This window comes from Ruegeria sp. CG11 (genome assembly GCF_056537245.1).
The window spans coordinates 1-23,156 of sequence record NZ_JBQFRE010000005.1; the positions used below are offsets into that span (position 1 = coordinate 1).

Consider the following 23,156-nt stretch of genomic DNA (forward strand, 5'->3'; position numbering starts at 1 on the left):
TCCCACCGTCTCACCGGTGTGTCCCGAGCGCCTCAGCAGCGCCGGTGAAGGGGGTTCTAAGTATAACCAACACTAGCCGCAAGTGGAAAATCACATCCCGCGCGTTTTTTTTGCATTTTCTTTATTTATCAAGCATTTTCTGATAGTTATACGTCACATCAGCAGAGCACCCCCTGCCAAATCACTCAAATACCCGTGATGCAACACAGAGCCTTTATCCGGTCACGTCCGCACCCACTCTATATATAGTGAGTCCGCCCGCCGCACCCACAAGGCCAGCCCGACTCGGTCGCTAGAAACCGATTCAGTTTTCGGCCGATTTTGCCGACTCGACTCGCATTTTGGACGTGGAAAGAGACTCGGGGTCGGGTCCGGGGCTTGCGCATTGGCTCCGGATAAGATCACCTCGCGGCAAAGAAACGTCCGAACGCATTGTGATATGATACCCAAGCAGGCTGCCCCTTTCCCGCGCATACGAACCGTTGGCCTGGATGGTCTGTTGGTTTCGTTTGCCGATACGATGGCCGAACCTTCCAATCGCGCCGCCCTCGCGTTCCGCAATGCCATCGACTCCCGGAATTGGGAGGGGGTGGAGGAGACTTCGGCCTCTCTTGCTTCGGCCTATGTCCGGTTTGATCCACTTCGCCTGCCACACTCTGAGATCCAGGCGCGTCTTGAGCAGATGATGAAGGAGCAGGACTGGTATCAGGCATCGCTGCCCGCCGGGCGTCGTCTGTGGAAGGTGCCGACCGTCTATGGTGGCCAGCTTGCGCCACAACTGGATGAAGCCGCCACCGCAGCGGGGCTATCGCCAGCCGAAGCCATCAAACGCCTTAGCAATACTCGTGTGCGCGTTCTGACCATCGGCTTTGCACCCGGTCAGCCCTATCTCGGCCCATTGGGTCCCGAGTTCAACATACCGCGCCTCAAGGAACTGACCCCAATGGTGCCTGCAGGCGCGCTGGTTTTGGCGATCTCGCAATTCGTGCTGTTTTCAGGCCCAACGCCTACCGGGTGGCGGCATGTGGGCCAGACCGCGTTTCGGTGTTTCCGATCCGAAGCGGAACAGAGCTTTGCCCTGCGACCCGGGGATGAGATGCAGTTTCTTCCGGTCAGCCGGGACGAACTGGAAGCTATCCGCGCAACCAATGATGGCGCGGGCGGCGCGACCTGCACGGAGATACCCGCATGAGCTTGCTGGTGCATCAGATCGGACCGGCCTGCACGGTGCAGGATCAGGGGCGCACGGGATATCTGGATCAAGGCCTGTCGCGGTCTGGCGCGGCGGATCAGCTGGCGCTTCACGAAGGTGCCGCCCTGTTGGGGCACGGCCCAGATTTTGCCGCATTGGAAATGGCGGGAATGGGCGGCACGTTTGAGGCCACTCAACCTGTCAACATCGCCCTGACCGGGGCACCGATGCAGGCGAGTATCGACGGCAGTCCGGTTGTCTGGAATGCCTCTCATACTATCGAGACTGGGCAGAAGCTAACCATCGGTGCGGTGACGCAGGGAACCTATGGCTATCTGCATGTCGGAGGTGGAATCGATGCACCACTGTTTCTGGGGTCGCGTTCGACCCACCTGACCGCGAAGGTCGGGCGCGCAGTGCAGGCGGGTGACATCCTGCCAACCGGCCCACTCTTGGGCAGCGCTGGCATGAAGCTGCGACCTGATGAGCGGTTCGCCGGAGGCCCCTTGCGCGTGGTTGCCAGTTTTCAGACCCCCCTGTTCGATCAGGACACGCTGAACCGTTTTGCCCGGACGCTGTTTCGGCGCGGGGCGCGGGCGAACCGGATGGGAATGCAGATGGAGAGCGATGGCGAAGGTTTCGCCGCCAAGGGCCAGTTGAACATATTGTCCGAGGTCATCACTCCCGGCGACATCCAGATGACCGGAACCGGCAATCCCTTTATCCTTCTGCCCGAGTGTCAGACCACCGGAGGTTACCCCCGCATTGCCACAGTCCTGCCCTGCGACTTGCCCCGCGCGGCGCAGACCCCGGCGGGCGGACAGATACAGTTTGAATTCGTGACGATGGACGAGGCCGTCGCCCTGCACGCGGCCTATCTGGCCGAACTAGCGCGGCTGCGGGCGCGAGTCGAACCTCTGGTCCGTGATCCGCATGACATCCCGGACCTATTGTCCTACCAATTGATCGGCGGAATGATCTCTGCCACCGACTAAGGAGTATTGCCGATGCCCAGCGTCGATCTGAATGCCGATATGGGGGAAAGCTTTGGCCCCTGGAAGATGGGCGATGATGAGAGCCTGCTGAAGATCATCACCTCGGCCAATATCGCCTGCGGCTTTCACGCGGGCGACCCGGACGTGATGGCAACGACGATGGCACTGGCGGCCGAGAACGGAGTGGGCATTGGCGCGCATCCCGGTTTTCCCGACCTGCAAGGGTTTGGTCGCCGTAATATGAAGGTGCCCCATGGCAGCTTACGCAATCTGGTGCGCTTTCAGCTCGGCGCGGCAATGGGGATGGCCAAGGCGGTTGGGACCGAAGTGCGGCATCTAAAACTGCACGGGGCATTGGCCAACATGTGCTCGGTCGATACCGACATGGCGCGGGCCTGCTATCAGGGCGCGCTGGACGTGGACCCGGACATTATCATCATGGTTCTGGCCGTCACCAAACAGGAAGAGGCCGTGCGCGAACTGGGCTGCAAATGGGTTGGCGAGATCTTTGCCGACCGCACCTATAATGATGACGGCACACTGTTGGATCGCAGCCTGCCCGGTGCGGTCATCCATGACCCGGACCTTGCGGGGCCGCGAATCCTGAACATGGTTCGCGAAGGCGCCATCATTACCGAAACCGGCAAACGGCTGGAAACCTCGATCGACACGATTTGCCTGCATGGTGACGGACCCACGGCGGTACAAATTTCCCGATCGGTGCGCGAGAACCTGGTCGCAGGCGGGGTCGAGGTGACAAAATTCACCCGATAGCCATGTGATCGCAAAACCATCGCCCCACCTTCTTACTGTTGCCCGCTTGGATTTCAGACCCTAGCATGACCGCAAGTGCATGTTCTGATTATTTGAAATCCAAACAAGGCTGCGCCCGACTACCACCGGGTATGCGCATGGAGGTGTGTTAATGTCTTTCGATTTGATGTCGTACCAGCCCCGCGGGGACAAGAAGAACTCGGACTTCTTCAACGAGTACCTGCCGATGATCTACGAAAGGCGTACCAGTTCCGGCGTTGCCGATCAGGTCGGCCCGATGCGGGCGATCGTACTGCAGGTAGAAACCACGGCGCTGTTCGATACGCTGATCGAGTTGTATGTGATGACCCCGTATCGCCACACGGCCACCTATATGGGTCAGACCCACAAGTTCTCGGTCCTGCATTCGCATTCCGACTATCCTGCCATGATCGTGATGGCCCCGCTGAACCCCAGCTTTGAGGACTTCATCCCGCGCATCAACCGAATGTACCCATTGGCGCGCGGCACGCCGCAGACCCGCTATGTCGGAGAGATCTACGGCGCAACCGACCTGAAGACCCTAACCAAGACACTCGAAGCCCAGAACATCCGCTTTGAGTATGAAGGCGATACCGAGAACCCGTTCTACACGCAAAATGGGTTCTGCTTTACCACACCGTCGGATTTCACCTGCAATCGGGTTGGGTACTCCACACTCGATTTCAACGACACCGACAGCTTTGGGCTGGGGGATCGCGTACTGCTGAGCGATGCGGAACAGGCGCAGCTGGATCAGGCCGCCGCATTTGGGTCGGACAGCAAAATCTCACCCTTGATGCTGGGAATCGACCACCTGGCCACCCGAATTCTAGCCGGTGAGCGTGAGGACGCGATCCTCGAGTTCCTGACAATGGTGCCCTATTATTTCTGGGGGGCCTACAACATCTTCGACATGAACTCGTCAACCAATGTGAACCGGAACGCCAACGTGGATGATGACAAGAAATCGCCCGCCAAAGTCTTCACCGCGAACAACACCCCATCCTTCGTGAATTCCTTTGAGCAGTTGCCAATGCCGACCGAGGACTTTGTTCGCAACTTCGGCCGCCGTCTGCATCACATGGCTGTCGAGATTCAGGACGGCGATCACAACGCGGGCGAAAAGAACGTCGATTTTGTCGTCAACACGCTTAAAGACAAGGGCGTGCCGTTCTTGGCGCATGTGGTCGGCGAATGCAAAGACGATCCGAACCTGAAGCAGATCTTCTCGAAACACTCGAAAAACACGCTGCTGATCACTGAGTATATTGAGCGTTGCCACCACTATGACGGGTTCTTCACCAAGGATAACGTGGCAGCCCTGACGGCCGCCGCCGGGCAGGACGAACAATACCAGCATGGCCACGTGTTCGACTAAGGCCTCCTGACAAAAAAAGGCTGCGAGTTTCCTCGCAGCCCAGACTCATAAGGAGAGAGTATGTCGGGTCTTATGACGGCCCGATCATGAAACATGTGACATTCCGGGCCTGAAGCCTGCGGCAGGCCAGATCGGCCTGTTCGCGGGTCATGCCCTGGAACGTCGCCTCGAACCCGCGCGAGCTTTGGTTCACCTTGCGCAGGGTTCCTTCCAGAGTGGTCATTTCCGACAGGGCGGTTTTCAGCAAAACCTTCTCCGCCTCGTATCGGGTGGTATAGCGGCCCACATTGACGCCCCACAGATGCCCGCCGGATGTGGACAGGCGCGTGACGATTTCCTGTTCGGGCTCGGGCTGTACGGTCGGGTCGGTTGAAGCAAGAACCAGATCCTCAGGCCGCGCGGCGGGGCGCGTGGTGTCGTCGGTCGGCGACTGGACATCCGCTGCAGCAATAGCTGCGGCGATACCGTTCTGAATACGCGCACCATTCTTGGCGGCGGTCGCCGCAACGGTGCCGGCCACCTGCACGGCGGCACCAGGTCCGGGGCGCAGCACCGGCCGCAGGCTGGTTTTCGGCGCACCGGTCAGGGCTGCGACGGTCGCGCCCAGCCCGGCATTTCCTGCGTAAACAGGACGGGCCGGTTTACGGATCGGCGCCCGCGATGGGGCGCGGCGGAAGCCCATGTCCAGCAGCTCGGCCACTTTGGCATTGCGCGATGCACCGGATTTGCCGCCGAACACGGTGGCGATGATCCGTTCGTCCTTGCGCTTGGCCGAGGCCACAAGGTTGAAACCCGCAGCGCGGGTGTAGCCGGTTTTGATTCCGTCCGCGCCTTTATAGGCCGCCAGCAAACGGCGGTTCGTATTTGGAACCGTCTTGATCCCCGCATGAGTCGATTGGCGCGAGAACAGGTTGTAATATTGCGGGTAATCATACAGCAGATGGCGCCCCAGCGTGGTCATGTCCCGCGCTGTGGACAGGTGGCCCGATTCGGTGAGGCCGTGCGCATTCTTGAAGGTCGTGCGGCTCATGCCCATGGCCTTGGCCGTCCGTGTCATGCGGCGGGCAAAGGCAGCCTCGGACCCGCTGATGGCGATGCCGATGGCAGTGGCGGCGTCGTTGGCCGATTTCACCGCCGCAGCGCGGATCAGATAACGAAAGGCAATAGTCTGCCCCGTGCGCAGCCCTAATTTCGAGGGCGGCTCGGACGCTGCTTTTTTGGTGATACGAACCTGCGTGTCCAAGTCAATCTCGCCGTTCCGCACCGCTTCGAACGCGATGTAGAGAGTCATCATCTTGGTCAGCGAAGCCGGGTGCAGCCGTGTATCGGCGTTGCGCGAATGCAGCACCTCACCGGTGCGCGCGTCGATCACCATCGCCGCGTAAGGCGCGGCCACCCCCTGCAACGGCGCAAAGGAGAGCAGCCACACGCATGCTATAAGAAATAAGCCCATTCGGGCCGGAACTGTCCGCCGAACCTGCACGATCTTTGCCTCTGTCTACCTCGGGCCGCCGGGTTTTCCCGGTCAGCTTGTAATTATTTTATTATCGTTAAGGCTAGCACAGGGGCCCAATGAAATAAACCAAAAGCTCATCAAATCGCTGTTTGGTTGCCCGTCGCGCAGCCTACAACATATGGCCAAACAGGCTGCCCGCCCCACAACATCCTCGAATGTGACCAGAAATTGCCGCAGCACCGCAACGAATTTTCGAAACTGAGACCATTCGGCAACATCAACCGAGCCGCTGCACAAGGTTCGTCAGCTGGCCCAGATCCTGCAACTCGCGGTATCGGGGGTTGTCGGCGGGCGTTTCGGCCTGCTCGACCTCCCAGACCAGCCCGTGCGGAACATACACGCCCCAACACCCTGCCTGAATCGGGGCCACCACGTCGGACCGCATCGAATTGCCAACCATCATCGCCGATGCAGGCCCGCCCTCGTACTGATCGAAAATCTGGTGGTAGGTCTGCGGCGTCTTTTCAGACACGATCTCGACCCCGTCGAACAGTTCACCCAACCCGGACTGCGCAAGTTTGCGTTCCTGATCGATCAGGTCGCCCTTGGTAATCAGCACCACCTGATGAGTCGCCGCGACACCCTCGATCGCTTCGCGCGCGTGGGGCAGAAGCTCGATCGGGTGGGCCAGCATCTCTTGCCCGGCTTCGACCAATTGGCGAATGACCGAGGCCGGGACCCGGTCCTCGGTCACCTCGATCGCAGTTTCGATCATCGATAGGGTAAAACCTTTGATGCCGTACCCGTAATGCCGGATGTTGCGCTTTTCGGCCGCCAGAAGCCGCTCCAACAGATGGTCCTTCTCGGCGTGATCAGCCAACAAATCGGTGAAATGGGCCTGCGTCAGCTGAAAAAAACGCTCGTTGTGCCACAAAGTATCATCCGCATCGAAGCCGATTGTGGTAAGGTTTTGACCCATGTCGAATACGTCCTGCTGGCTCTTTTCTCTGGCTGGTACGACGTTATATAAGCGCACAGATAAACCGAAGCCTGAATCGGACAGTAGAACGCGATGCTTGAACACCAATGGATCATGTCTGACAAACCGGAGGACGACGACCCGGAGTCGTCGGTCCTGGTACAGACGCGCCCCAAGACCAAGCGCCCGCCGCTGTACAAGGTTCTGCTACTGAATGACGACTACACCCCGATGGAGTTCGTGGTGCATGTGCTGGAGCGTTTCTTCAGCATGACCCACGCACAGGCGTTCGAGATCATGCTGACCGTCCACAAGAAAGGCGTCGCGGTTGTGGGTGTGTTCAGCCACGAGATCGCCGAAACCAAAGTGGGTCAGGTCATGGATTTTGCCCGCAGGCATCAGCACCCGCTACAATGCACAATGGAGCGGGAAGAGTAAGCCCGCGCTTCTCTTTCGAATTCGCTCATGTCCCCTCGTCTTGATCTTGCCCTGCAAAGCGGCCTTTCGCTGACTCAACCGCTGGCGGTACTTGGGCCGACCGCAACCAGTGATCTGTCGGCCTTGCCGCGCGAGACGCAGGTGGTGCAGCCGTTCAAACCGTTTCACGATCACTTTGCCAATCAGGGGTTTCCGGTCGTACCCGAGGCGGACGCCCCCTGTCAGGACGCCATCGTGATCCTGCCGCGCGCCAAGGCGTTGGCGCGTTCGATGGTGCAACAGGCATGCTGTCGCGCCAGTGGAGTCGTCGTCGTGGACGGTGCCAAGACCGATGGCGTGGATAGCCTGCTGAAAGACATCCGAAAACGCGTCGCGGTCGAGGGGCCGATCTCCAAGGCCCATGGCAAGATTTTCTGGTTCCAGTCAGATCCGCAAGCCTTTGCGGATTGGGCCGAGCCCGATCATCAGACCGCAGACGGCTTTCAGACCGCGCCAGGAGTGTTCTCGGCAGATGGCATTGATCCGGCTTCGGCGCTGTTGCTGGCGGCGTTGCCCGACAAGTTGGGCGCTCGGGTCGCTGACCTTGGCGCGGGTTGGGGATACCTTTCTGCCGGGCTACTGCAGGCCACGGGCCTGAAAGCCCTGCATCTGGTCGAGGCCGACCACACCGCCCTGACCTGCGCCCGAACCAATGTGGCCGACCCGCGCGCTCAGTTTCACTGGGCGGATGCGGTCACTTGGCGGGCGTCTGAGCCGATTGACACGGTGGTGATGAACCCGCCCTTCCACACCGGCCGCAGTGCCGAACCCGAACTGGGACAAGGCTTCATCCGGTCGGCCGCCAAGAACCTGACCCGCAACGGTTCTCTGTGGATGGTGGCCAACCGCCACCTACCCTACGAGGCCGCTTTGACCGCCGCTTTTGCCCATGTCGAAGAAGTGACCGGCGACAATCGGTTCAAGGTCTTTCATGCCTCTCGCCCTCGGCGGTGATCCCGGCTAACCTGCGCCGCAACTCAGGAGAATACGCATGTCCTTTTCCATAGCTGGCAAAACCGCAATCGTGACCGGCGGGGCCAACGGTGTCGGGCTGGCCATCGGACGCCACTTTGCCGATGCAGGCGCTAATGTGATGTTTGCCGATATGGACGAAAAACGGCTGACCGAGGAACTGGGCGAGCAGGCTGATGACAGCAACATCCGGTTCTTCGCCGGAGACCTGCGCGAAAAGCTGACCATCGCCAATTTGTTGTCGGCCACCCTCGACGCGTTCGATCAGGTGGACATCCTGATCAACGGCGCGCGACAGGTGATCCCGTCCGATCCACTGGATACCGAAGATGACTCGGTCCGCACCTTGCTGAACCAGAACCTGATGCCTGCCTTGCGGCTGAGCCAGTTGGTCGCCAAACGGATGATCAAGCAAGCCGGAGACGATGACGAAAATCCTGCCGGGTCGATCATCAACCTTTCATCGATTGCTGCCCGGCGTACGCACCCTGACCTGATGGCCTATTCCGTATCGACCGCCGCGCTGGACCAGATGACCCGCTCGTTGGCCGTGGCGCTGGCCCCGAACCGTATCCGGGTGAATTCCATCGCGTTGGGCTCGGTGATGAGTGCCTCGCTGCAGTCCACCCTGAAAGAGAACCGCGATTTCCGCGACGATATCGAGAAACACACCCCTTTGGCCCGGATCGCCGCACCCTCGGAACTGACCGAGACGGCGCAATATCTGGCCTCGGACGCCGCCGGGTTCATCACCGGGCAAATTCTGACCATTGACGGCGGCCGCACCCTGCTGGACCCCGTCGCAGCCCCGGCCCACTGATCCCCATGTTCGACACCGAGAAATCCACCGCCTCTGCCTGGTTCCGCCAACTGCGTGATGAAATCGTCACCGCGTTCGAAGCGCTGGAAGACAGCCACGACACCGGGCCGTTTTCGGACGCCCCCGCCGGTCGGTTCGAGGTCAAGGAGACCACGCGACAGTCCGAGGACGGCTCGGACGCGGGCGGCGGGTTGATGTCGGTTATGCGCGGCGGACGGGTGTTCGAAAAGGTCGGCGTCAATATCTCGACCGTTTACGGCACGCTGGGTGAGCGGGCACAGCAGGCGATGGCCGCACGCAAGGGCCTTCCGGGTATGGCTGATGATCCGCGTTTCTGGGCCTCGGGCATTTCGCTGGTGGCGCATATGCAGAACCCGCATGTTCCGGCAGTGCATATGAACACCCGCATGTTCTGGACCCCGCACGCGTGGTGGTTCGGCGGCGGGTCGGACCTGAACCCCTGCATCGAATATGATGAGGACACAGCCCATTTCCACGCCACGCAAAAGGCGCATCTGGACCCGCACGGGCCGGGACACTACCCGCGCCTGAAAGAGTGGGCTGATGAATACTTCTATATCCCTCACCGAAAACGCGCCCGAGGCGTTGGCGGCATTTTCATGGATGACTACTGCACCGGTGACTGGGCGGCGGATTTTGCGCTGACACAGGATATCGGTCGGGCCTTCCTGCCCGCTTTTCTACCCTTGGTCGAAAAGCGCCGCGTGCAGGGCTTCGACGACGATGACAAGAACACCCAACTGGTCCATCGCGGCCTCTATGCCGAGTACAACTTGGTTTACGATCGGGGCACCAAGTTCGGGCTTGAAACCGGCCACGATCCGGATGCGGTGCTGATGAGCCTGCCGCCGATGGCCAAGTGGGTCTGATTTCGCCTAGAAATCGAAATCCATGATGTTGTCAAAGCAATGGCTCCGCGCCCCGGATGCCGACATGTTTTCACCCACACGGCTGACCGTGATCGAATAACTCTTTGAAGTGTCACCGCCCTCGGGTGGTGTCAGCGAAAACTGCACGGTCCGTGTCTGCTTGTCATAGGCTTTGGCCACGTAAATGCGCTGAGTTGTCGGCAGCCTGAGTGTGCGGATGGCAAAATCCCCAATGCCGCACCAATAGGCGATTGCCGCGGACGAGCCATGTGTGGCCACCTGGTAATTACCATTTTTCAACTGCGTGACCGTCGCACGATATCCGGGCCTGACGGCAAAACCAATTCCGACGGCTTGCGCCAGCGTTGGTAGCAAAAGCAGAACAACTGCGCCTGAAATTCTGAGAAACCGCATATCAACAAATCCTTGGCCTGAAACACACTCGGGCATTTCCATAAATCATAGGGGGCCCGGATGATGAGTAAAGTCCGGGTTTAGCGAGTGCCCAGCCGCCCGCCAACGTCCTGCGGTGCCAAGGCAACTGTCTTGATCACCGCATAGCACGGCTTGCCCGGCTCCAGCCCCAGCGCCTCGACCGAGCGACGGGTGACGCGGGCCAACACCGGCCCTGCCGGGGTCTGGACCGAAACGATGGCCCCCGGCCCGTCGCCCGCGCGGATCGTATCGACCGCACCTTCCAGCATGTTCAGGGCCGACAACCCCTCGGGCCGTTTGTTGGACAGGATGACTTCCTGCGCCGGAATGCGGATGCGCAGCTCTTCCCCCACCTGATGCGGGATGCGTGGCAGGAACAGTCGCGCACCGCCAGCATCCAGTTCGGTCAACCCATCGGCGTGATGGTCCCGAACCCGGACCTTCAGCACCGCCCCCACGGCCCGCACGCCCGCCGGGGCGATCGACGGATCAGCCATCACCTCGGACGCCGGACCGTGCCGCACCGCCTTGCCATCCTGCAAAGCAACAACCGAGGTCGCCAGCCGCGCGACTTCGGCCGCGGAATGGGTAACGTAGAGAATCGGAACCGAAACTTCATCCCGCAGCCGTTCGAAATAGGGCAGGATCTCGGCCTTGCGCGCGTCGTCCAACGCGGCAAGAGGTTCATCTGCCAGGATCAGCCGCGGACTGGCCAGTAGGGCGCGACCAATGGCGACACGCTGCTTTTCCCCGCCCGACAGGCCCGCGGGGCGGCGATCCAGCAGATGGCCGATGCCTAGCATCTCGATCACCTTGTCCGGGTCCTCGCGACGCGCCCGTTTTGGCGCGAACCAGCGCCCATAGGACAGGTTCTGTCGCACAGTCAGATGCGGGAACAGGCGGCCTTCCTGAAAGATATACCCCAAACGCCGACGGTGTGGCGGCAGCCATAGGTTCTTCTCGGTGTCGAACAGCTCCCACCCGTCCACGGCAACGCGCCCCGCCTGGGGGCGCAACAAACCGGCCACCGCATTGACTACGGTGGTCTTGCCCGAACCGGACCGCCCGAACAGAACCGTTACGCCTGAGGGCGCATCAAAGCTGAGATCCAGCGTAAGGTCAGGCAGATCGTGCTGCAGGTGGACAGACAGACTCATGACCCGGACACCCGCGCGGCCGCACGACGACCGACATATTCCGACAGCAACAGTGCGCCCATGGCGATGATGATCGAAACGATCACCAATCGCGTCGCCGCGCCCTCGCCCCCCGGTACCTGCAGGAAGGCATAGACTGCCGAGGGCAGGGTCTGGGTCTGACCGGGGATGTTCGAGACAAAGGTGATCGTGGCCCCGAACTCTCCCATCGCTTTGGCAAAGGCAAGGATGGCACCAGCGATCACGCCGGGCAGGATCATCGGCAGGGTGACGGTGGCAAACACAAAGGGCCGCGACGCGCCCAGCGTTGCCCCGGCCTGTTCCAATTTCGGGTCCACCGCCTCGATCGACAGGCGGATGGCGCGCACCATCAAAGGAAAGGCCATGATTCCCGCGGCCAACGCCGCGCCGGTCCAGCGAAAGGCTACGACGATGCCGAACTCGGCCAGCAACCTGCCCATTGGCCCCTGGATACCAAAGGTCAACAGCAGCAGGTACCCGGTCACCACCGGCGGCAGAATCAGCGGCAGGTGTACCAGCCCATTAAGCAGCTGACGACCGGGGAACCGCCAGCGGGCCAGCGCATAAGCCACAAAGACGCCAAACGGCAAGGTCACCAGCGTCGCCCAGAAGGACACACGCAAAGACAGTCTGAGCGCCTCAAGCTCTGCCGGACCCAACCATCCCATACGTCAGCGCCCCGGCAGGGCAAAGCCCTGTTCTGTAAAGATTGCCTGCACGGCGTCCGATTGCAGGTGATCCAGAAACGCCTGTGCTTCGGTTGTGCCAGACGCGGTCACCGCTGCCGGGTAAATGATCGGCGGGTGCAGATCAGGCGGGAACGAGGCCACAACCTGAACCCGGTCTTCGACTTGCGCATCCGATTGATAGACGATCCCCAGCGGCGCGGCCCCTGCCGCAACCAGTGCAAGCGCCGCGCGGACATTGTCGGTTTGGGCGATCCGAGTCTGAACACCCTCCCACAGCCCCAGATTCTGAAGCGCCGTCTTGCCGTAAATCCCCGCCGGCACCGCGTCGACAAGCGCCATCGCCAGATGCCCGCCCCCCAGCTTTGCGGACAGGTCGACATCCGGCTGCATCCGGCCGATCTGATCCTGACCCGCACCGCCGATCAGAACCAGCTCATTGCCCAGTAAATCCACCCGCGAGTCCGCGTCGATCAAGTTCTGGTCCTGCAGAACATCCATCCAATCCACATTCGCAGATATGAACAAATCCGCAGGTGCCCCCAGTTGAATCTGCCGCGCCAGCACGGACGAGGCCGCATAGGACACCGTCACCTCATGCCCGGATTGCTGTTCGAAGATCGGCGCGATCTCGTCCAGAGCGTTTTTCAGACTGGCGGCAGCGAAAACCAAAATCTCTCCTGCTCCGGCCCGGATCGGGGCCAGCGTCAAGGTGCCCAAAACCAAAGCCGCGATTACACATCGGCGGGCAAGGGACAGGATCATGTGCTCTCCCGTCTGGAAGGTTGCAGTCCCTTTGGGGATATCTGAGGGCACCTATGACACGCAAGCGCCTTTCCCCTTGGCCACGGGCGCAGCCTGCGGAAAATGAACGGAATATACGAGGGGCAGGATCAACAAAATCCACCTGACCCGGCGTTGCATCAAAGAATTTGTGCCAGACCCTCTTGCGCCCGCGCGCTGGCTTGGCTACATGCACCGTCACGGGTGATTAGCTCAGTTGGTAGAGCGCTTCGTTTACACCGAAGATGTCGGGAGTTCGAGTCTCTCATCACCCACCATCCTAACCTTTTGAAACAAACGAAAACCCTTGCAAACAAGGACGTATGTCCGTTTGAAGGTTACAGTTTTGGTTGCAAAAGGTGTTCCCATGGCAGGCAAAGTTCGCAACCTCGTCAACCGTTCTGGTCGGTATCATGCCCGGCTTGTAGTGCCTAAAGACCTACGGGAAATCATCGGCAAGACTGAGCTGAACACCGCTTTGGGTGGCGATTACCGCCAAGCGCTCAAGCTGCTATCAGGTGCCGTGGCACAGCTTCAACATCAAATCGCCTTGCTGAGCAGAAGCTGAACAGCGAATGGGGCCGCACCACACCTGCCCGCCATCCACTGGCACCGGACCAGATCGCATACAGCCACTACGAACAGCGTATGGCGTTTGATGACCTGCTGCGCGACGATCCGCGTTACTCTGCTGTAGCAGCCTTGTTCTTGTTGTCTCATTGCGTTGGCTTCTTTCACCATATACCGAATGCAAAGTGCTGAAAGCGAGGCTACTATTTTGGATTTGCGCGAGAAAAAGCTGACGAGAATTGTCGAGCTTGTTTTGGAAGGGACAGAAATTCGGTCTCCTGCAGACGTTTCCCTATTGAACGATGCTGAAATACTGAGAGTGCCAGGTATTGGTCGTGCGGGATTGAAATTACTTCGAGATGCCTACCCGGTTGACGAAATCCGAATTGAGAACTTGGCACAGATCGCACAGGAAGAAAGATTAAGGGCGCGACAAGAAAGAGTTGCAAGTGGGGAACAATTTATCAGAAAGGGTGCGATCGTTCGGGTTGGCGTATTTCACAAGGTAGTTGCCGTGAAATTAGGTGCCTCAGGAGTAGTTATTCAGCAACGAGGAGCTATTTGCTTGATGCCGATCAAGCCAGCTTTTGATCCAATCAAATTGGAGTTTAAGACCATTGGTGTTGAGGGTGAGTTTGGATGTATTCGAGAGGATCAGAACCCCGAAATACTTCGAGGTATCCAGCCTGAGGATATTGTAGAGATGGAAATCTCTGTCGACTTCATCGATAAGGGTGAAGATTTCCACACTCGATTGATGCGGTTAAAAACCTCGGATGGGGCCAGACTTGAGTGGGAACTCTTTTGCGATGGACGGTATTCGGATTAGATATCTTCGTCGTTACACCACGTCATCCGGCCCATTTTAGGGCCGGTTACACGGTTACAAAACTGCATGTACGTCACGGTTTTTTTACAAGGCGGCGGGAGTTCAAGTCTCTCATCACTCACCATCCCCCCATCAAATCGCACAAATGACACGGGCTTGGCGTAATTTGAATCCGACGCTTGCAACCGATTGCAAGTTTTGGCCGTTGGCGCGTAGTATTCCACCATGAAATCGCTTGTCAGCCTTCCTCTTTTCGATGGACATCAGCCATGAGTGTCACCCTGAAAGATGTCGCCGCATTGGCGGGCGTGTCGCGCTCGGCCGTTTCGCGCACCTTTACCGAGGGCGCTTCGGTTTCCGCCAAGACCCGCAGCAAGGTTGAAAAGGCCGCGAAAGAGCTGGGCTACAGCCCCAACGCGCTGGCCTCGTCGCTGACCACCGGGCGGACCAAGCTGATCGGCCTGATCTCGAACAACTTTCACAACCCGATTTTCCTTGAGGTGTTCGACCAGTTCACCCGCGCCTTGCAGGAACGCGGGCTCCGGCCGCTGATCGTGAACCTGACGGACGAGACCGAACCGGCCAATTCGGTGCGGATGCTGCGACAATATTCGGTAGATGCCGCCATCGTTGCTTCATCGACCTTGCCGCCCAGCTTTGCCAAGGCGTTTCATGACGCCGGCGTGCCGGTGGTGCATACCTTCGGCCGGTCGGCCACCTCGCCCGAAGTGCACGTCGTGGGGATCGACAACGTGGAATGCGGGCGCATGGCGGCGCGAGAGCTGCTGGCGCGCGGCTATAAACGCGTGGGGTATCTGGGCGGGCCGCAGGATGCGACCTCGGCAATGGACCGGTATCGCGGCTTCATGGAAGAGGTTGAAAAGCACCCCGACCTTGAGGTCTCGCATTCCTTCGCCGGGGCCTACTCCTTTGAGGCCGGGCGCGCTGAGATGCTGCGCCTGCTGACGGAAACCCCCGCCGAGGGGTATTTCTGCGGGGACGACATTCTGTCCATCGGCGCGCTATCGGCCCTACGCGATCACGGGCTGAAACCGGGCACCGAAATCGGCATCATTGGTCTGAACGACATGGAGATGGCGCGGTGGGAGAGCATCGACCTGACCACTATTCACCAACCGATCAAGCAGATCATCACCTCGTCAGTCGATCTGGTCGAGGAAATGCTGAAAGACCCCAAACGTTATCCAGAAGCACGGATTTTCCCTTGCCGGGTGATTGAGCGGGGCACGTTGCGGCCCCGCCCCTGATCAACGGAACATCGGCGGGCGCGCGTCTTTCCAGGCACCGTCCGCTTTGCCCGATGCCACGGCCGCGTGCACTGCGGCGATCGAGCGGACCCCGTCGGACGCGCCGGGCAGACCGTCACGGGCCTCGCCCCGGATCGCATCGGCCAGATCACAATAAATGTTCGCAACGGCCAGCGGAAATCCTTCGGGATGCGCGATTGCAACACGGGACAGGCGCTGCACCTCGTCATGCAGACCGCCCTCGCCTTTTTCGATGATCTGAGTGCGTCCACCAACGGGGGTGTAGATCAATTGGTTGGGCTGTTCCGAAGCCCAACGCAGACCACCGGTTTCACCAAACACCTGAATGTCGAACCCATGCTGCCGGCCTATGGCCACGGATGAGGTCCACAGGCGGCCCACAGTGCCACCCTCCATCCGGAAATTGATCATGGCGTCGTCTTCCAACTCGCGGCTGGAAATGGTCGAGGCCATGTCGGCGGACAGGGTCTTCACCTCATCATCGCAGACAAAGCTGGCCATGTGCAGCGCGTGGATACCGCAATCCGCGAACTGGCCCGAGACGCCCGCCATCGCCGGATCATAGCGCCAGCGCACGCGCGGGTTGTCGGCATCGGTGGCGTCGCCGTGGTGGCCGTGGCTGAAATTGGTGACGACCAGACGTACCTTGCCAATATCGCCCGCCCGCACCATCGCTCGGGCCTGCCGCACCATCGGATAGGCAGAGTAGCAATAGTTGACCGCACATATTTTGCCCGAGGCCTCGGCCACGCGGACGATCTCTTCTCCCTCTTCCACGGTCATGGTCATCGGCTTTTCGCACAGCACATTGAACCCGGCCTCAAGGAACGCCTTGGCAATCTCGAAGTGGGTCGAGTTCGGCGTGGCAATTGTCACCAGATCAATCCGGTCGGCGCGGTCTTTTTCACCGGCCAGCATCTCTTGCCAGTCGCCATAGGCGCGGTCTGCAGCCACGCCCAGCCGCTGCGCATATTCCCGGCCCACGTCAGGGCGGTGATCCAGCGCACCGGCTGCAAATTCGAACCTGCCGTCTGCCTGAGCCCCAAGACGGTGTGCGGGCCCGATCTGGCTGCCTTCGCCACCACCGATCATGCCCCATTTCAGCTTTGCCATGGTATTTGTCTCTCTTACGTGTTTTGCCGTTTGCGATTAGAAATCGCTGATGTTTTGCCATTGCCGCTGCTGTGACGACATCAGCGCCGCAGCAACTACACGGTTGACCTCGTGCCCGTCATGGAAGGTGGGCCAGATCGGCTGCCCGGTATGGATCGCCTGCAGGAAATCCTTGGCCTCGATGATGATCTGGTCCTGATATCCGGTGCCGTGGCCCGGACCCTGACAGAAGGGTTCGTAGTCCGGATGCGCCGGGCCGGTCAGGATCTTGGTAAAGCCGCGCTGTGCCTCGGGACCTTCGTGGCGATAGAACCACAGGGCGTTCTGGTCCTCCTGATCAAACCGCAACGCGCCTTTGGTGCCCGACACCTCGTAGGCGTATCCCATCTTGCGGCCCGTCGCGACGCGGCTGACATGGATGTTACCCATCGCGCCGCTTTCGAACCGGCACATGATCTGCGCTTGATCGTCATTGTCCACCGTGCCCCCAGGGCGGGTATGATGGACTGTCTCGACCTCGGCCATGACCTCGGCAATCGGCCCCATCAACGCCAGCGCGCCGTTGATCATATGCGGTGCCAGATCGCCCATCGTGCCGTTGGCTATGCCGGTTGTGCGCCACGTGGCCGGGGCCTCGGGGTCGGCATAGAAATCTTCGGTATGCTCGCCCCGGAACCATGTGATGTCACCCAATTCCCCCTCGGTGATCAGATTGCGCGCGTATTGCGTGGCGGGGGTGCGGGCATAGTTGAAGCCGACCATGTTGGCGACACCGGCCGCCTCGGCAGCCGCTACCATTGCCGCACCATCCGCCATCGACGCGCCCAGCGGTTTTTCGCACAGCACTGGCTTGCCCAGGGCAAAGGCCGCTTCGGCGATCTGGCGGTGGGTGTTCTGGGGCGAGGCGATGACGACGGCCTCGACCGCCGGGTCGTTGACCAACACTCGCCAATCCTCGGTCGCGCGACGGAACCCATAGGCCGCCCGATACCGTTCGGCGCTTTCGGGGCTTGAGGCGCAGATCATCTCAAGACGCGGACGCAGCGCCGTGTTGAACACCACCCCCACAGCCGACATGGCAACCGAATGGGCCTTGCCCATATAGCCGCCACCTACAATTCCAATTCCAATTTCAGGCATCTGTCACGGCTCCGAACATATTATTTGCAACCGGTTGCAAAATGAGTATCGTGTGAATCGATTCAACGCAAGGTCCAAACTAAGCCGACCCCAGCTTGCCGGAGGGATATGACGTGAGCGCTTTGATAGACGGCATCAAAGGAAACCGGTTCGCCGTGTTCGGGCGTGCGGGCATGGACATGTTCGCCGATCCCATTGGCGTCAAAAGCGAAGATGCTGATACGTTCCACGCCGATCTGGGCGGATCGTCGGCCAATATCTGTGCCGGTCTGGTCAAGCTGGGTAGTCAGGCGTCGCTGGTCACCTCGGTCTCAGACGATGCCATTGGCCGATTCTGCCTGAATCGCCTGCGCCACTATGGCGTCGACACGTCTAACATTCGCTTTGTGGGCGGCGAATACCGCATGTCGCTGGCGGTCTATGAAAGCCGGATCGAGAACTTCCAAAACGTCATCTATCGCAATGGGGCCGTCGATTTTCAGGTCACCGAAGAGGACATGGACAAGGTCGACTATTCCGCCTTCTCCGCCGTGATCTCGGCGGGCACCGTCTTTGCTGCCGAGCCGTCACGCAGCGCCACCTTTCGCGCCTTTGACAATGCCCGTGCCGCCGGGTTGCCGGTGATCTTCGACATCGATTACCGCCCATATAGCTGGCCCTCGCCCGAAGTGGCCGCCGACGTCTTGTCGCGCGCCGGAGAGGCCAGTGACCTGATCGTCGGCAATGACGAAGAGTTCGGTTTCATGGCCGGGGGTATTGAAAAGGGTTTCGCCAAGGCCAAGAAATTGGCGGAAAAACCGGGCCGGATCGTCATCTACAAGAAAGGTGAACAAGGTGCGGTTACGCTGGTGGACGGTCAGGAAATCTGCACCGGCATCTACCCTGTCACCGCCATCAAACCCAACGGCGCGGGCGACAGTTTCATGGCTGGTCTGTTGGCGTCGATCGCGGCGGGGCATTCGCTGAAAGACGCGGTCATGCGCGGGTCAGCATGTGCCTCGATCGTTGTGTCACAACCCGGTTGCGCCCAGGCGATGCCAACAACAACACAACTGGACTCATTCCTTGCCGATCACCCCGGCCCGACCACATAGGAGGCTCCCATGCATATCGCGCCCTATGACAACCAGAACAAACCCATCGTTGATACCGACGACCCCACGGTGCCGCTGAACTATTTCAATATCGTCAAACTGCGCCGTGGCGAGGCGTTCGAATATCAAGTACCGGGCTATGAAACCTGTATCGCGCCCGCCACCGGCAGCGTGGATGTTGATGTCGAAGGCGTACAATTCGCCAAACTAGGCAACCGGGGCGAGGATGTCTGGGATGGCGAACCCGAAGGTGTTTACGTCCCGGTCGGGGCCAAGGCGCGGATGGTTTGTGTCTCGGACGAGGCCGAGGTGTTCATCGCGGGCGCCAAATACGACAAGGTGCTGGAGCCCTTCGATGTGCGAGAACATGACCTTGTGCAATACGGCAGCGACGACACCAAAACCCATCGCAAGATTAAGCACATCCTTGGCCAGAAACAGCATGCTAAGGTTGGACGCCTGTTGGTGAGTGAGCTGTACACTGTTGGTCAGGGCGGCTGGTCCGGCTTCCCCAGCCACAAGCACGACACCAACCGCTTGCCGGATGAAAGCCGCCACGACGAGACCTACAACTTCCGCTTCAAACCCAACTGGGGGTCGGGCCTGCAGATGTTGCAGCGCGAGGATAACGAACCTGGGGATGCCTATCACATCGTCGATGGCTCCACGATCTGCATCGACAAGGGGTACCACCCCTGCTGCGTGCTGCCGGGATACGAGATGTACTATTTCACCATCTTGGGCGGTCTCAGCCAGCGCTCACTGGTCCAGTATTTCCAACCAACACACGCCTATCAGATCGAAACGATCCCCGGCATCAAAGACATGATCGCGAAATTCAAATGACCCTTGTCACGCTGAAAGACGTCCTGACCCCCGCTTATGAACAAGGCTATGCCGTAGGTGGTCTAGTCACTCTTGGCTGGGAAGACATGCGCGCCTATGTGGCCGCGGCCGAGGCCGAAAACGCCCCCGTGATCCTGCAGGCGGGCCCCAGCTGCCGCGAACACACACCGCTGCCCGTTCTGGGCAAGATGTTCCGGCATCTGGCCGAGAACGCCTCGGTTCCTGTGGTCGCCCATCTGGACCACGGCTATACGTTTGAGGAATGTAAGATCGCGCTCGACAGCGGGTTCACCTCGTTGATGTTCGACGGCTCACGCAAACCGCTGCAGCAGAACATCGACGAGACAGCCGCGATTGCGGAAATGGCCCATGCAGCCGGAATTTCCTGCGAAGGTGAGATCGGTTTTGTCGGCTATTCCGGCGGTGAAGGCTCAAACGGCACCGACCCGGCCGAGGCGGCACAGTTCGCGCGGGAAAGCGGCGTGGATGCGATGGCGATCTCGGTCGGCAACGTCCATTTGCAGCAGAACAAGGAAGGCGGTCTGGACGAGGACCGCATCCGTCAGATCGACGCCATGACCGATGTGCCGCTGGTGATCCATGGCGGCTCAGGCGTGCCGGTTGAACAACGCAAACGCCTCGCCCGCGAGACCTCGATCTGCAAGTTCAACATCGGGACCGAGCTGCGCATGGCCTTCGGCGTCGCACTGCGCGAAGCGGTGAACCGCGACCCTGATAGGTTCGACCGCGTCACCATCCTGAAAGAGACCCACGACCCAGTCGAAGCCGCTGCGCGCGCGGTTATTCGTGCCTTTGGCGCGCCGCCGCAAATATAAGCCGTCAAAGAGTAAAAGCGCTCTGGAAGGCTTCGAGCGCTTCTTCCGGATCGCCTGCCGCAAAGGCCTCCATTCCTACGGGTCCACGATAGCCCATATCATTCAACGCCCGCGCAACAGCGGCATAGTTGACTTCACCGCTCCCGGGCTCACATCGGCCCGGGTTATCGGCAACTTGAACTTCTCCGATCCAAGGCAAGCACTTCTCGCACCATCGGATAAGATCACCCTCGCCGATTTGTGTGTGGTAGAGGTCGAGGTTGATACGCAACTGAGGGCGATCAATGGCTGAGACCAGCGCCAGCACATCCGCTGTTGAACCAAAGGGACACCCGGGGTGATCCAACAGGTTCAGGTTTTCCAGCGTGAACACCACACCCTCCGCTTCGGCCAGATCGCAGATGCGGTTCAACGTCTCTCGCGCCTTTAACCACATCTCTCCAGTTAGGGTTTCATGCTGCCAGATTGGGATACCGCCATCGCCTAATCCCGTTCCGTGCAAGTTCAGACGATCCACACCCAAACGTTTGCCGATCTGCACCGTTTCGCGCGCAGATTTCAGCAACATATCTGCGCCTTCGTCATCCGCAAGACGGCCTTCGAGATAGCCGTTCATGATCGTGAAATTCGCGCCGACGCGTTCGAGTTTATTGAGATCCCACTCAGGCCAGTTCCACAGGCCTACACCGAATCCCATTTCCGTCAGGCGTGCGGCGCGCCAATCGATTGGCTTATCCAGCCAAAGCATTTCGGCACAGGCTGCCAGTTCGAATGGTTGGGACATGCTAAACCTCAGAATATGGGACGGTCAGATCGAGCCACCCTCAACCATGAAATTCCCCGCACTGCACATGGCGGCATCATCCGAGGCCAGAAATACCACCATTCGCGCCACATAGACCGGGTCAATCGGATCGGGCAGGCATTGGCGGTCGACCTGTTTTGCCAGCGCCTCGGGCGTGACCCAGAGGTCCTTCTGACGCTCGGTCATGATCCAGCCGGGCACCACCGTGTTCACGCGGATACGGTGATCTCCCAGTTCGCGCGCCATAGTCCGGGTCAGGCCATGCACGGCGGACTTGGCGGTGGCATAGGCCGGGAAGCCCGCGCTGGCCTCCCACCACGAGTTCGAGCCGAGGTTGATGATCGATCCACCACCCCGTTCGATCATTGCGGGCGCGACGGACTGGATGGCAAAGAACATGTGGCGGATATTGGTCGCCATGCGTTCGTCCCAATAGTCCGGTGTCACTTCGCGCCAGTCGTGCCGGTCATCATGGGCGGCGTTGTTGACCAGAACATGTGCGGCGCCCAGTTCCTCCGACAGCTGGCCCAGGGCCACACGCAGCTCCTCGATATCGCGCAGGTCGCATTGGGCAAAGGCGTGTTCGCCGTCCAGTTCCGCCAGCAGCGCATGTCCGGCGTCGGCATTGATATCCAGAAATCCGACCTTGGCCCCTTGGGCCGCAAAAGCGCGGACCGTTTCCGCACCGATACCCCCTGCCCCGCCGGTGATGAAGACCGTCTTGCTGCTCAGGCTGGGATAGGTGGCAAAATCTCGGGTCATCCGTCACGCTCCATGATCCATTCGACCTCAGGGGCCGCAACAAAGCGCCATTTCCGCAGAGGCCCGGCCATGACGTTCAGATAATACATCTCAAACCCATAGGGCGCGCCGCAAGGGTGATGGCCGCGCGGGACGGTCACAACATCGCCATCGGACACGGCCATCGTCTCATCCAACTGGCCGTCATCGGTATAGACCCGCTGGATGCCGAACCCGTTGGCCGGGTTGAGGCGGTGATAATAGGTCTCCTCCAGATAGGTGATGCGAGGATAGTCATCCTCATCATGGCGGTGGCTGGGGTAGGACGACCAGTGGCCGTTGGGCGTAAACACCTCGGTCACCAGCAAACTGTCGGCATAATCCTCGTTCTCCATCGCGATATTGTTGATGTAGCGCGTGTTTACGCCCTTGCCGCGCTCGGTCAGAGTGATGCCATCGGGGCCGATACGCCGGGCCTGATGCCCGCCTTTGCCGGGCGCAGAACAGACAGCGATGACGCAGTCGGTTTCGGCGACGGCCTCCCACTCGGTTCCGTTCGGCAGGTACAGGCAATGCGGCGGCGTCTTTTCGAACACGTTCATCCGGTCGCCCAGAACGCCCCAATCCTGCCCGGCCCCGGTGATCTGTGCCTTGCCTTCGACCATGACCAGAACAACCTCGCGGTCGCCGGTCGCCTCAGCTGCAGTATCGCCCGCACGCAGGTGATAGAGGCCGAAACCGACATATCGCCACCCTGCACTGGCCGGAGTAATGTCGTGGACCTTGCCGCGGGTTCCGAACGGTTTCTTGAGCAGGTCTGCCATGGTGTCGTCTCCTTGATGGGTGGGCGAACGGCG

Annotated in this window: 25 protein-coding genes and 1 tRNA gene; 15 read left to right on the forward strand and 11 right to left on the reverse strand. The window is 60.0% G+C overall.

Going from position 1 to position 23,156, the window contains the following annotated elements:
* Nucleotides 1–439: 439 nt before the first annotated feature.
* The 4 genes from ACR0KW_RS13000 (at nucleotide 440) to ACR0KW_RS13015 (ending at nucleotide 4,360) form a co-directional block, all read left to right on the forward strand.
* Nucleotides 440–1,192, forward strand: a complete 753-nt coding sequence (locus tag ACR0KW_RS13000) for a 5-oxoprolinase subunit B family protein (protein WP_480805370.1) — start codon at nucleotides 440–442, stop codon at nucleotides 1,190–1,192.
* Nucleotides 1,189–2,187 (forward strand): 5-oxoprolinase subunit C family protein, encoded by a 999-nt coding sequence (locus ACR0KW_RS13005; protein ID WP_480805371.1) that lies wholly within the window; start codon nucleotides 1,189–1,191, stop codon nucleotides 2,185–2,187. The genes ACR0KW_RS13000 and ACR0KW_RS13005 overlap by 4 nt, the downstream gene beginning before the upstream one ends.
* 12 nt (nucleotides 2,188–2,199) lie before the next feature.
* Nucleotides 2,200–2,961 carry a LamB/YcsF family protein gene (locus ACR0KW_RS13010; RefSeq protein ID WP_480805372.1) on the forward strand — a complete coding sequence of 254 codons (762 nt, stop codon included), beginning with the start codon at nucleotides 2,200–2,202 and terminating at the stop codon, nucleotides 2,959–2,961.
* Between the two features lie 151 nt (nucleotides 2,962–3,112).
* Nucleotides 3,113–4,360 (forward strand): hypothetical protein, encoded by a 1,248-nt coding sequence (locus tag ACR0KW_RS13015; RefSeq protein WP_480805373.1) that lies wholly within the window; start codon nucleotides 3,113–3,115, stop codon nucleotides 4,358–4,360.
* Between the two features lie 70 nt (nucleotides 4,361–4,430).
* Here the strand turns inward: ACR0KW_RS13015 and ACR0KW_RS13020 are convergent, their stop codons facing one another.
* A complete protein-coding gene (locus ACR0KW_RS13020) occupies nucleotides 4,431–5,813 on the reverse strand; it encodes a D-alanyl-D-alanine carboxypeptidase family protein (RefSeq protein ID WP_480805374.1) in 1,383 nt (460 codons plus the stop codon).
* 280 nt (nucleotides 5,814–6,093) lie between these two features.
* Nucleotides 6,094–6,795, reverse strand: coding sequence for an HAD family hydrolase (locus ACR0KW_RS13025; protein ID WP_480805375.1), 702 nt, complete (start codon nucleotides 6,793–6,795; stop codon nucleotides 6,094–6,096).
* 93 nt (nucleotides 6,796–6,888) lie between these two features.
* On the opposite strand from ACR0KW_RS13025, the gene clpS reads away from it, so the two are divergent.
* The 4 genes from clpS to hemF are packed head-to-tail and all read left to right on the forward strand — an operon-like array spanning nucleotide 6,889 to nucleotide 9,954.
* The gene (gene clpS, locus ACR0KW_RS13030) at nucleotides 6,889–7,233 is read left to right on the forward strand and encodes an ATP-dependent Clp protease adapter ClpS (RefSeq protein WP_480805376.1); all 345 of its coding nucleotides are present in this window, start codon (nucleotides 6,889–6,891) and stop codon (nucleotides 7,231–7,233) included.
* 27 nt (nucleotides 7,234–7,260) lie between these two features.
* On the forward strand, nucleotides 7,261–8,226 hold the full coding sequence (locus tag ACR0KW_RS13035) for a class I SAM-dependent methyltransferase (protein WP_480805377.1): 966 nt from the start codon (nucleotides 7,261–7,263) through the stop codon (nucleotides 8,224–8,226).
* 37 nt (nucleotides 8,227–8,263) lie between these two features.
* A complete protein-coding gene (locus ACR0KW_RS13040; RefSeq protein WP_170327058.1) occupies nucleotides 8,264–9,064 on the forward strand; it encodes an SDR family NAD(P)-dependent oxidoreductase in 801 nt (266 codons plus the stop codon).
* A gap of 5 nt (nucleotides 9,065–9,069) precedes the next feature.
* The gene (gene hemF, locus ACR0KW_RS13045) at nucleotides 9,070–9,954 is read left to right on the forward strand and encodes an oxygen-dependent coproporphyrinogen oxidase (RefSeq protein ID WP_480805378.1); all 885 of its coding nucleotides are present in this window, start codon (nucleotides 9,070–9,072) and stop codon (nucleotides 9,952–9,954) included.
* 6 nt (nucleotides 9,955–9,960) lie between these two features.
* Here the strand turns inward: hemF and ACR0KW_RS13050 are convergent, their stop codons facing one another.
* From ACR0KW_RS13050 to modA, 4 genes are all read right to left on the reverse strand, one after another.
* On the reverse strand, nucleotides 9,961–10,368 hold the full coding sequence (locus ACR0KW_RS13050; RefSeq protein ID WP_480805379.1) for a hypothetical protein: 408 nt from the start codon (nucleotides 10,366–10,368) through the stop codon (nucleotides 9,961–9,963).
* A gap of 80 nt (nucleotides 10,369–10,448) precedes the next feature.
* Nucleotides 10,449–11,546 (reverse strand): molybdenum ABC transporter ATP-binding protein, encoded by a 1,098-nt coding sequence (gene modC, locus ACR0KW_RS13055; RefSeq protein ID WP_480805380.1) that lies wholly within the window; start codon nucleotides 11,544–11,546, stop codon nucleotides 10,449–10,451.
* Nucleotides 11,543–12,235 (reverse strand): molybdate ABC transporter permease subunit, encoded by a 693-nt coding sequence (gene modB / locus ACR0KW_RS13060; RefSeq protein ID WP_480805381.1) that lies wholly within the window; start codon nucleotides 12,233–12,235, stop codon nucleotides 11,543–11,545. The genes modC and modB overlap by 4 nt, the downstream gene beginning before the upstream one ends.
* 3 nt (nucleotides 12,236–12,238) lie before the next feature.
* A complete protein-coding gene (gene modA, locus ACR0KW_RS13065) occupies nucleotides 12,239–13,018 on the reverse strand; it encodes a molybdate ABC transporter substrate-binding protein (RefSeq protein ID WP_480805382.1) in 780 nt (259 codons plus the stop codon).
* A gap of 220 nt (nucleotides 13,019–13,238) precedes the next feature.
* Here modA and ACR0KW_RS13070 point away from each other — a divergent pair.
* The 4 genes from ACR0KW_RS13070 (at nucleotide 13,239) to ACR0KW_RS13085 (ending at nucleotide 15,703) form a co-directional block, all read left to right on the forward strand.
* A tRNA-Val gene (locus tag ACR0KW_RS13070) sits at nucleotides 13,239–13,314 on the forward strand.
* Between the two features lie 89 nt (nucleotides 13,315–13,403).
* Nucleotides 13,404–13,604 (forward strand): DUF6538 domain-containing protein, encoded by a 201-nt coding sequence (locus ACR0KW_RS13075; RefSeq protein WP_480805383.1) that lies wholly within the window; start codon nucleotides 13,404–13,406, stop codon nucleotides 13,602–13,604.
* 180 nt (nucleotides 13,605–13,784) lie between these two features.
* Nucleotides 13,785–14,435: a hypothetical protein gene (locus ACR0KW_RS13080; RefSeq protein ID WP_480805384.1), complete on the forward strand. Its 651-nt coding sequence runs from the start codon at nucleotides 13,785–13,787 to the stop codon at nucleotides 14,433–14,435.
* Between the two features lie 269 nt (nucleotides 14,436–14,704).
* The gene (locus ACR0KW_RS13085) at nucleotides 14,705–15,703 is read left to right on the forward strand and encodes a LacI family DNA-binding transcriptional regulator (RefSeq protein WP_480805385.1); all 999 of its coding nucleotides are present in this window, start codon (nucleotides 14,705–14,707) and stop codon (nucleotides 15,701–15,703) included.
* On the opposite strand, the gene ACR0KW_RS13090 is transcribed toward ACR0KW_RS13085, so the two are convergent.
* Nucleotides 15,704–16,837 (reverse strand): Gfo/Idh/MocA family protein, encoded by a 1,134-nt coding sequence (locus ACR0KW_RS13090; RefSeq protein WP_480805386.1) that lies wholly within the window; start codon nucleotides 16,835–16,837, stop codon nucleotides 15,704–15,706. It abuts the gene before it with no gap.
* A 36-nt stretch (nucleotides 16,838–16,873) separates the two neighbouring features.
* Nucleotides 16,874–17,977: a Gfo/Idh/MocA family protein gene (locus ACR0KW_RS13095; protein WP_480805387.1), complete on the reverse strand. Its 1,104-nt coding sequence runs from the start codon at nucleotides 17,975–17,977 to the stop codon at nucleotides 16,874–16,876.
* A gap of 113 nt (nucleotides 17,978–18,090) precedes the next feature.
* Here ACR0KW_RS13095 and ACR0KW_RS13100 point away from each other — a divergent pair, with 113 nt between their 5' ends.
* From ACR0KW_RS13100 to ACR0KW_RS13110, 3 genes are read left to right on the forward strand one after another with little or no spacing between them, the layout of a single operon-like run.
* Nucleotides 18,091–19,071, forward strand: a complete 981-nt coding sequence (locus tag ACR0KW_RS13100; RefSeq protein ID WP_480805388.1) for a PfkB family carbohydrate kinase — start codon at nucleotides 18,091–18,093, stop codon at nucleotides 19,069–19,071.
* Between the two features lie 9 nt (nucleotides 19,072–19,080).
* Nucleotides 19,081–19,917, forward strand: coding sequence for a 5-deoxy-glucuronate isomerase (locus tag ACR0KW_RS13105; RefSeq protein WP_480805389.1), 837 nt, complete (start codon nucleotides 19,081–19,083; stop codon nucleotides 19,915–19,917).
* On the forward strand, nucleotides 19,914–20,753 hold the full coding sequence (locus tag ACR0KW_RS13110; protein ID WP_480805390.1) for a class II fructose-bisphosphate aldolase: 840 nt from the start codon (nucleotides 19,914–19,916) through the stop codon (nucleotides 20,751–20,753). Before ACR0KW_RS13105 ends, ACR0KW_RS13110 begins: the two co-directional genes overlap by 4 nt.
* 4 nt (nucleotides 20,754–20,757) lie before the next feature.
* On the opposite strand, the gene ACR0KW_RS13115 is transcribed toward ACR0KW_RS13110, so the two are convergent.
* Genes ACR0KW_RS13115 through iolB form a run of 3 tightly spaced genes read right to left on the reverse strand, consistent with a single transcriptional unit; the run spans nucleotide 20,758 to nucleotide 23,123 of the window.
* Nucleotides 20,758–21,537, reverse strand: coding sequence for a TIM barrel protein (locus ACR0KW_RS13115; RefSeq protein ID WP_480805391.1), 780 nt, complete (start codon nucleotides 21,535–21,537; stop codon nucleotides 20,758–20,760).
* A 24-nt stretch (nucleotides 21,538–21,561) separates the two neighbouring features.
* Nucleotides 21,562–22,320, reverse strand: a complete 759-nt coding sequence (locus ACR0KW_RS13120) for an SDR family NAD(P)-dependent oxidoreductase (protein WP_480805392.1) — start codon at nucleotides 22,318–22,320, stop codon at nucleotides 21,562–21,564.
* Complete coding sequence (iolB, locus tag ACR0KW_RS13125) at nucleotides 22,317–23,123, reverse strand: 5-deoxy-glucuronate isomerase (protein ID WP_480805393.1); 807 nt, start codon at nucleotides 23,121–23,123, stop codon at nucleotides 22,317–22,319. The genes ACR0KW_RS13120 and iolB overlap by 4 nt, the downstream gene beginning before the upstream one ends.
* Nucleotides 23,124–23,156: the final 33 nt, after the last annotated feature.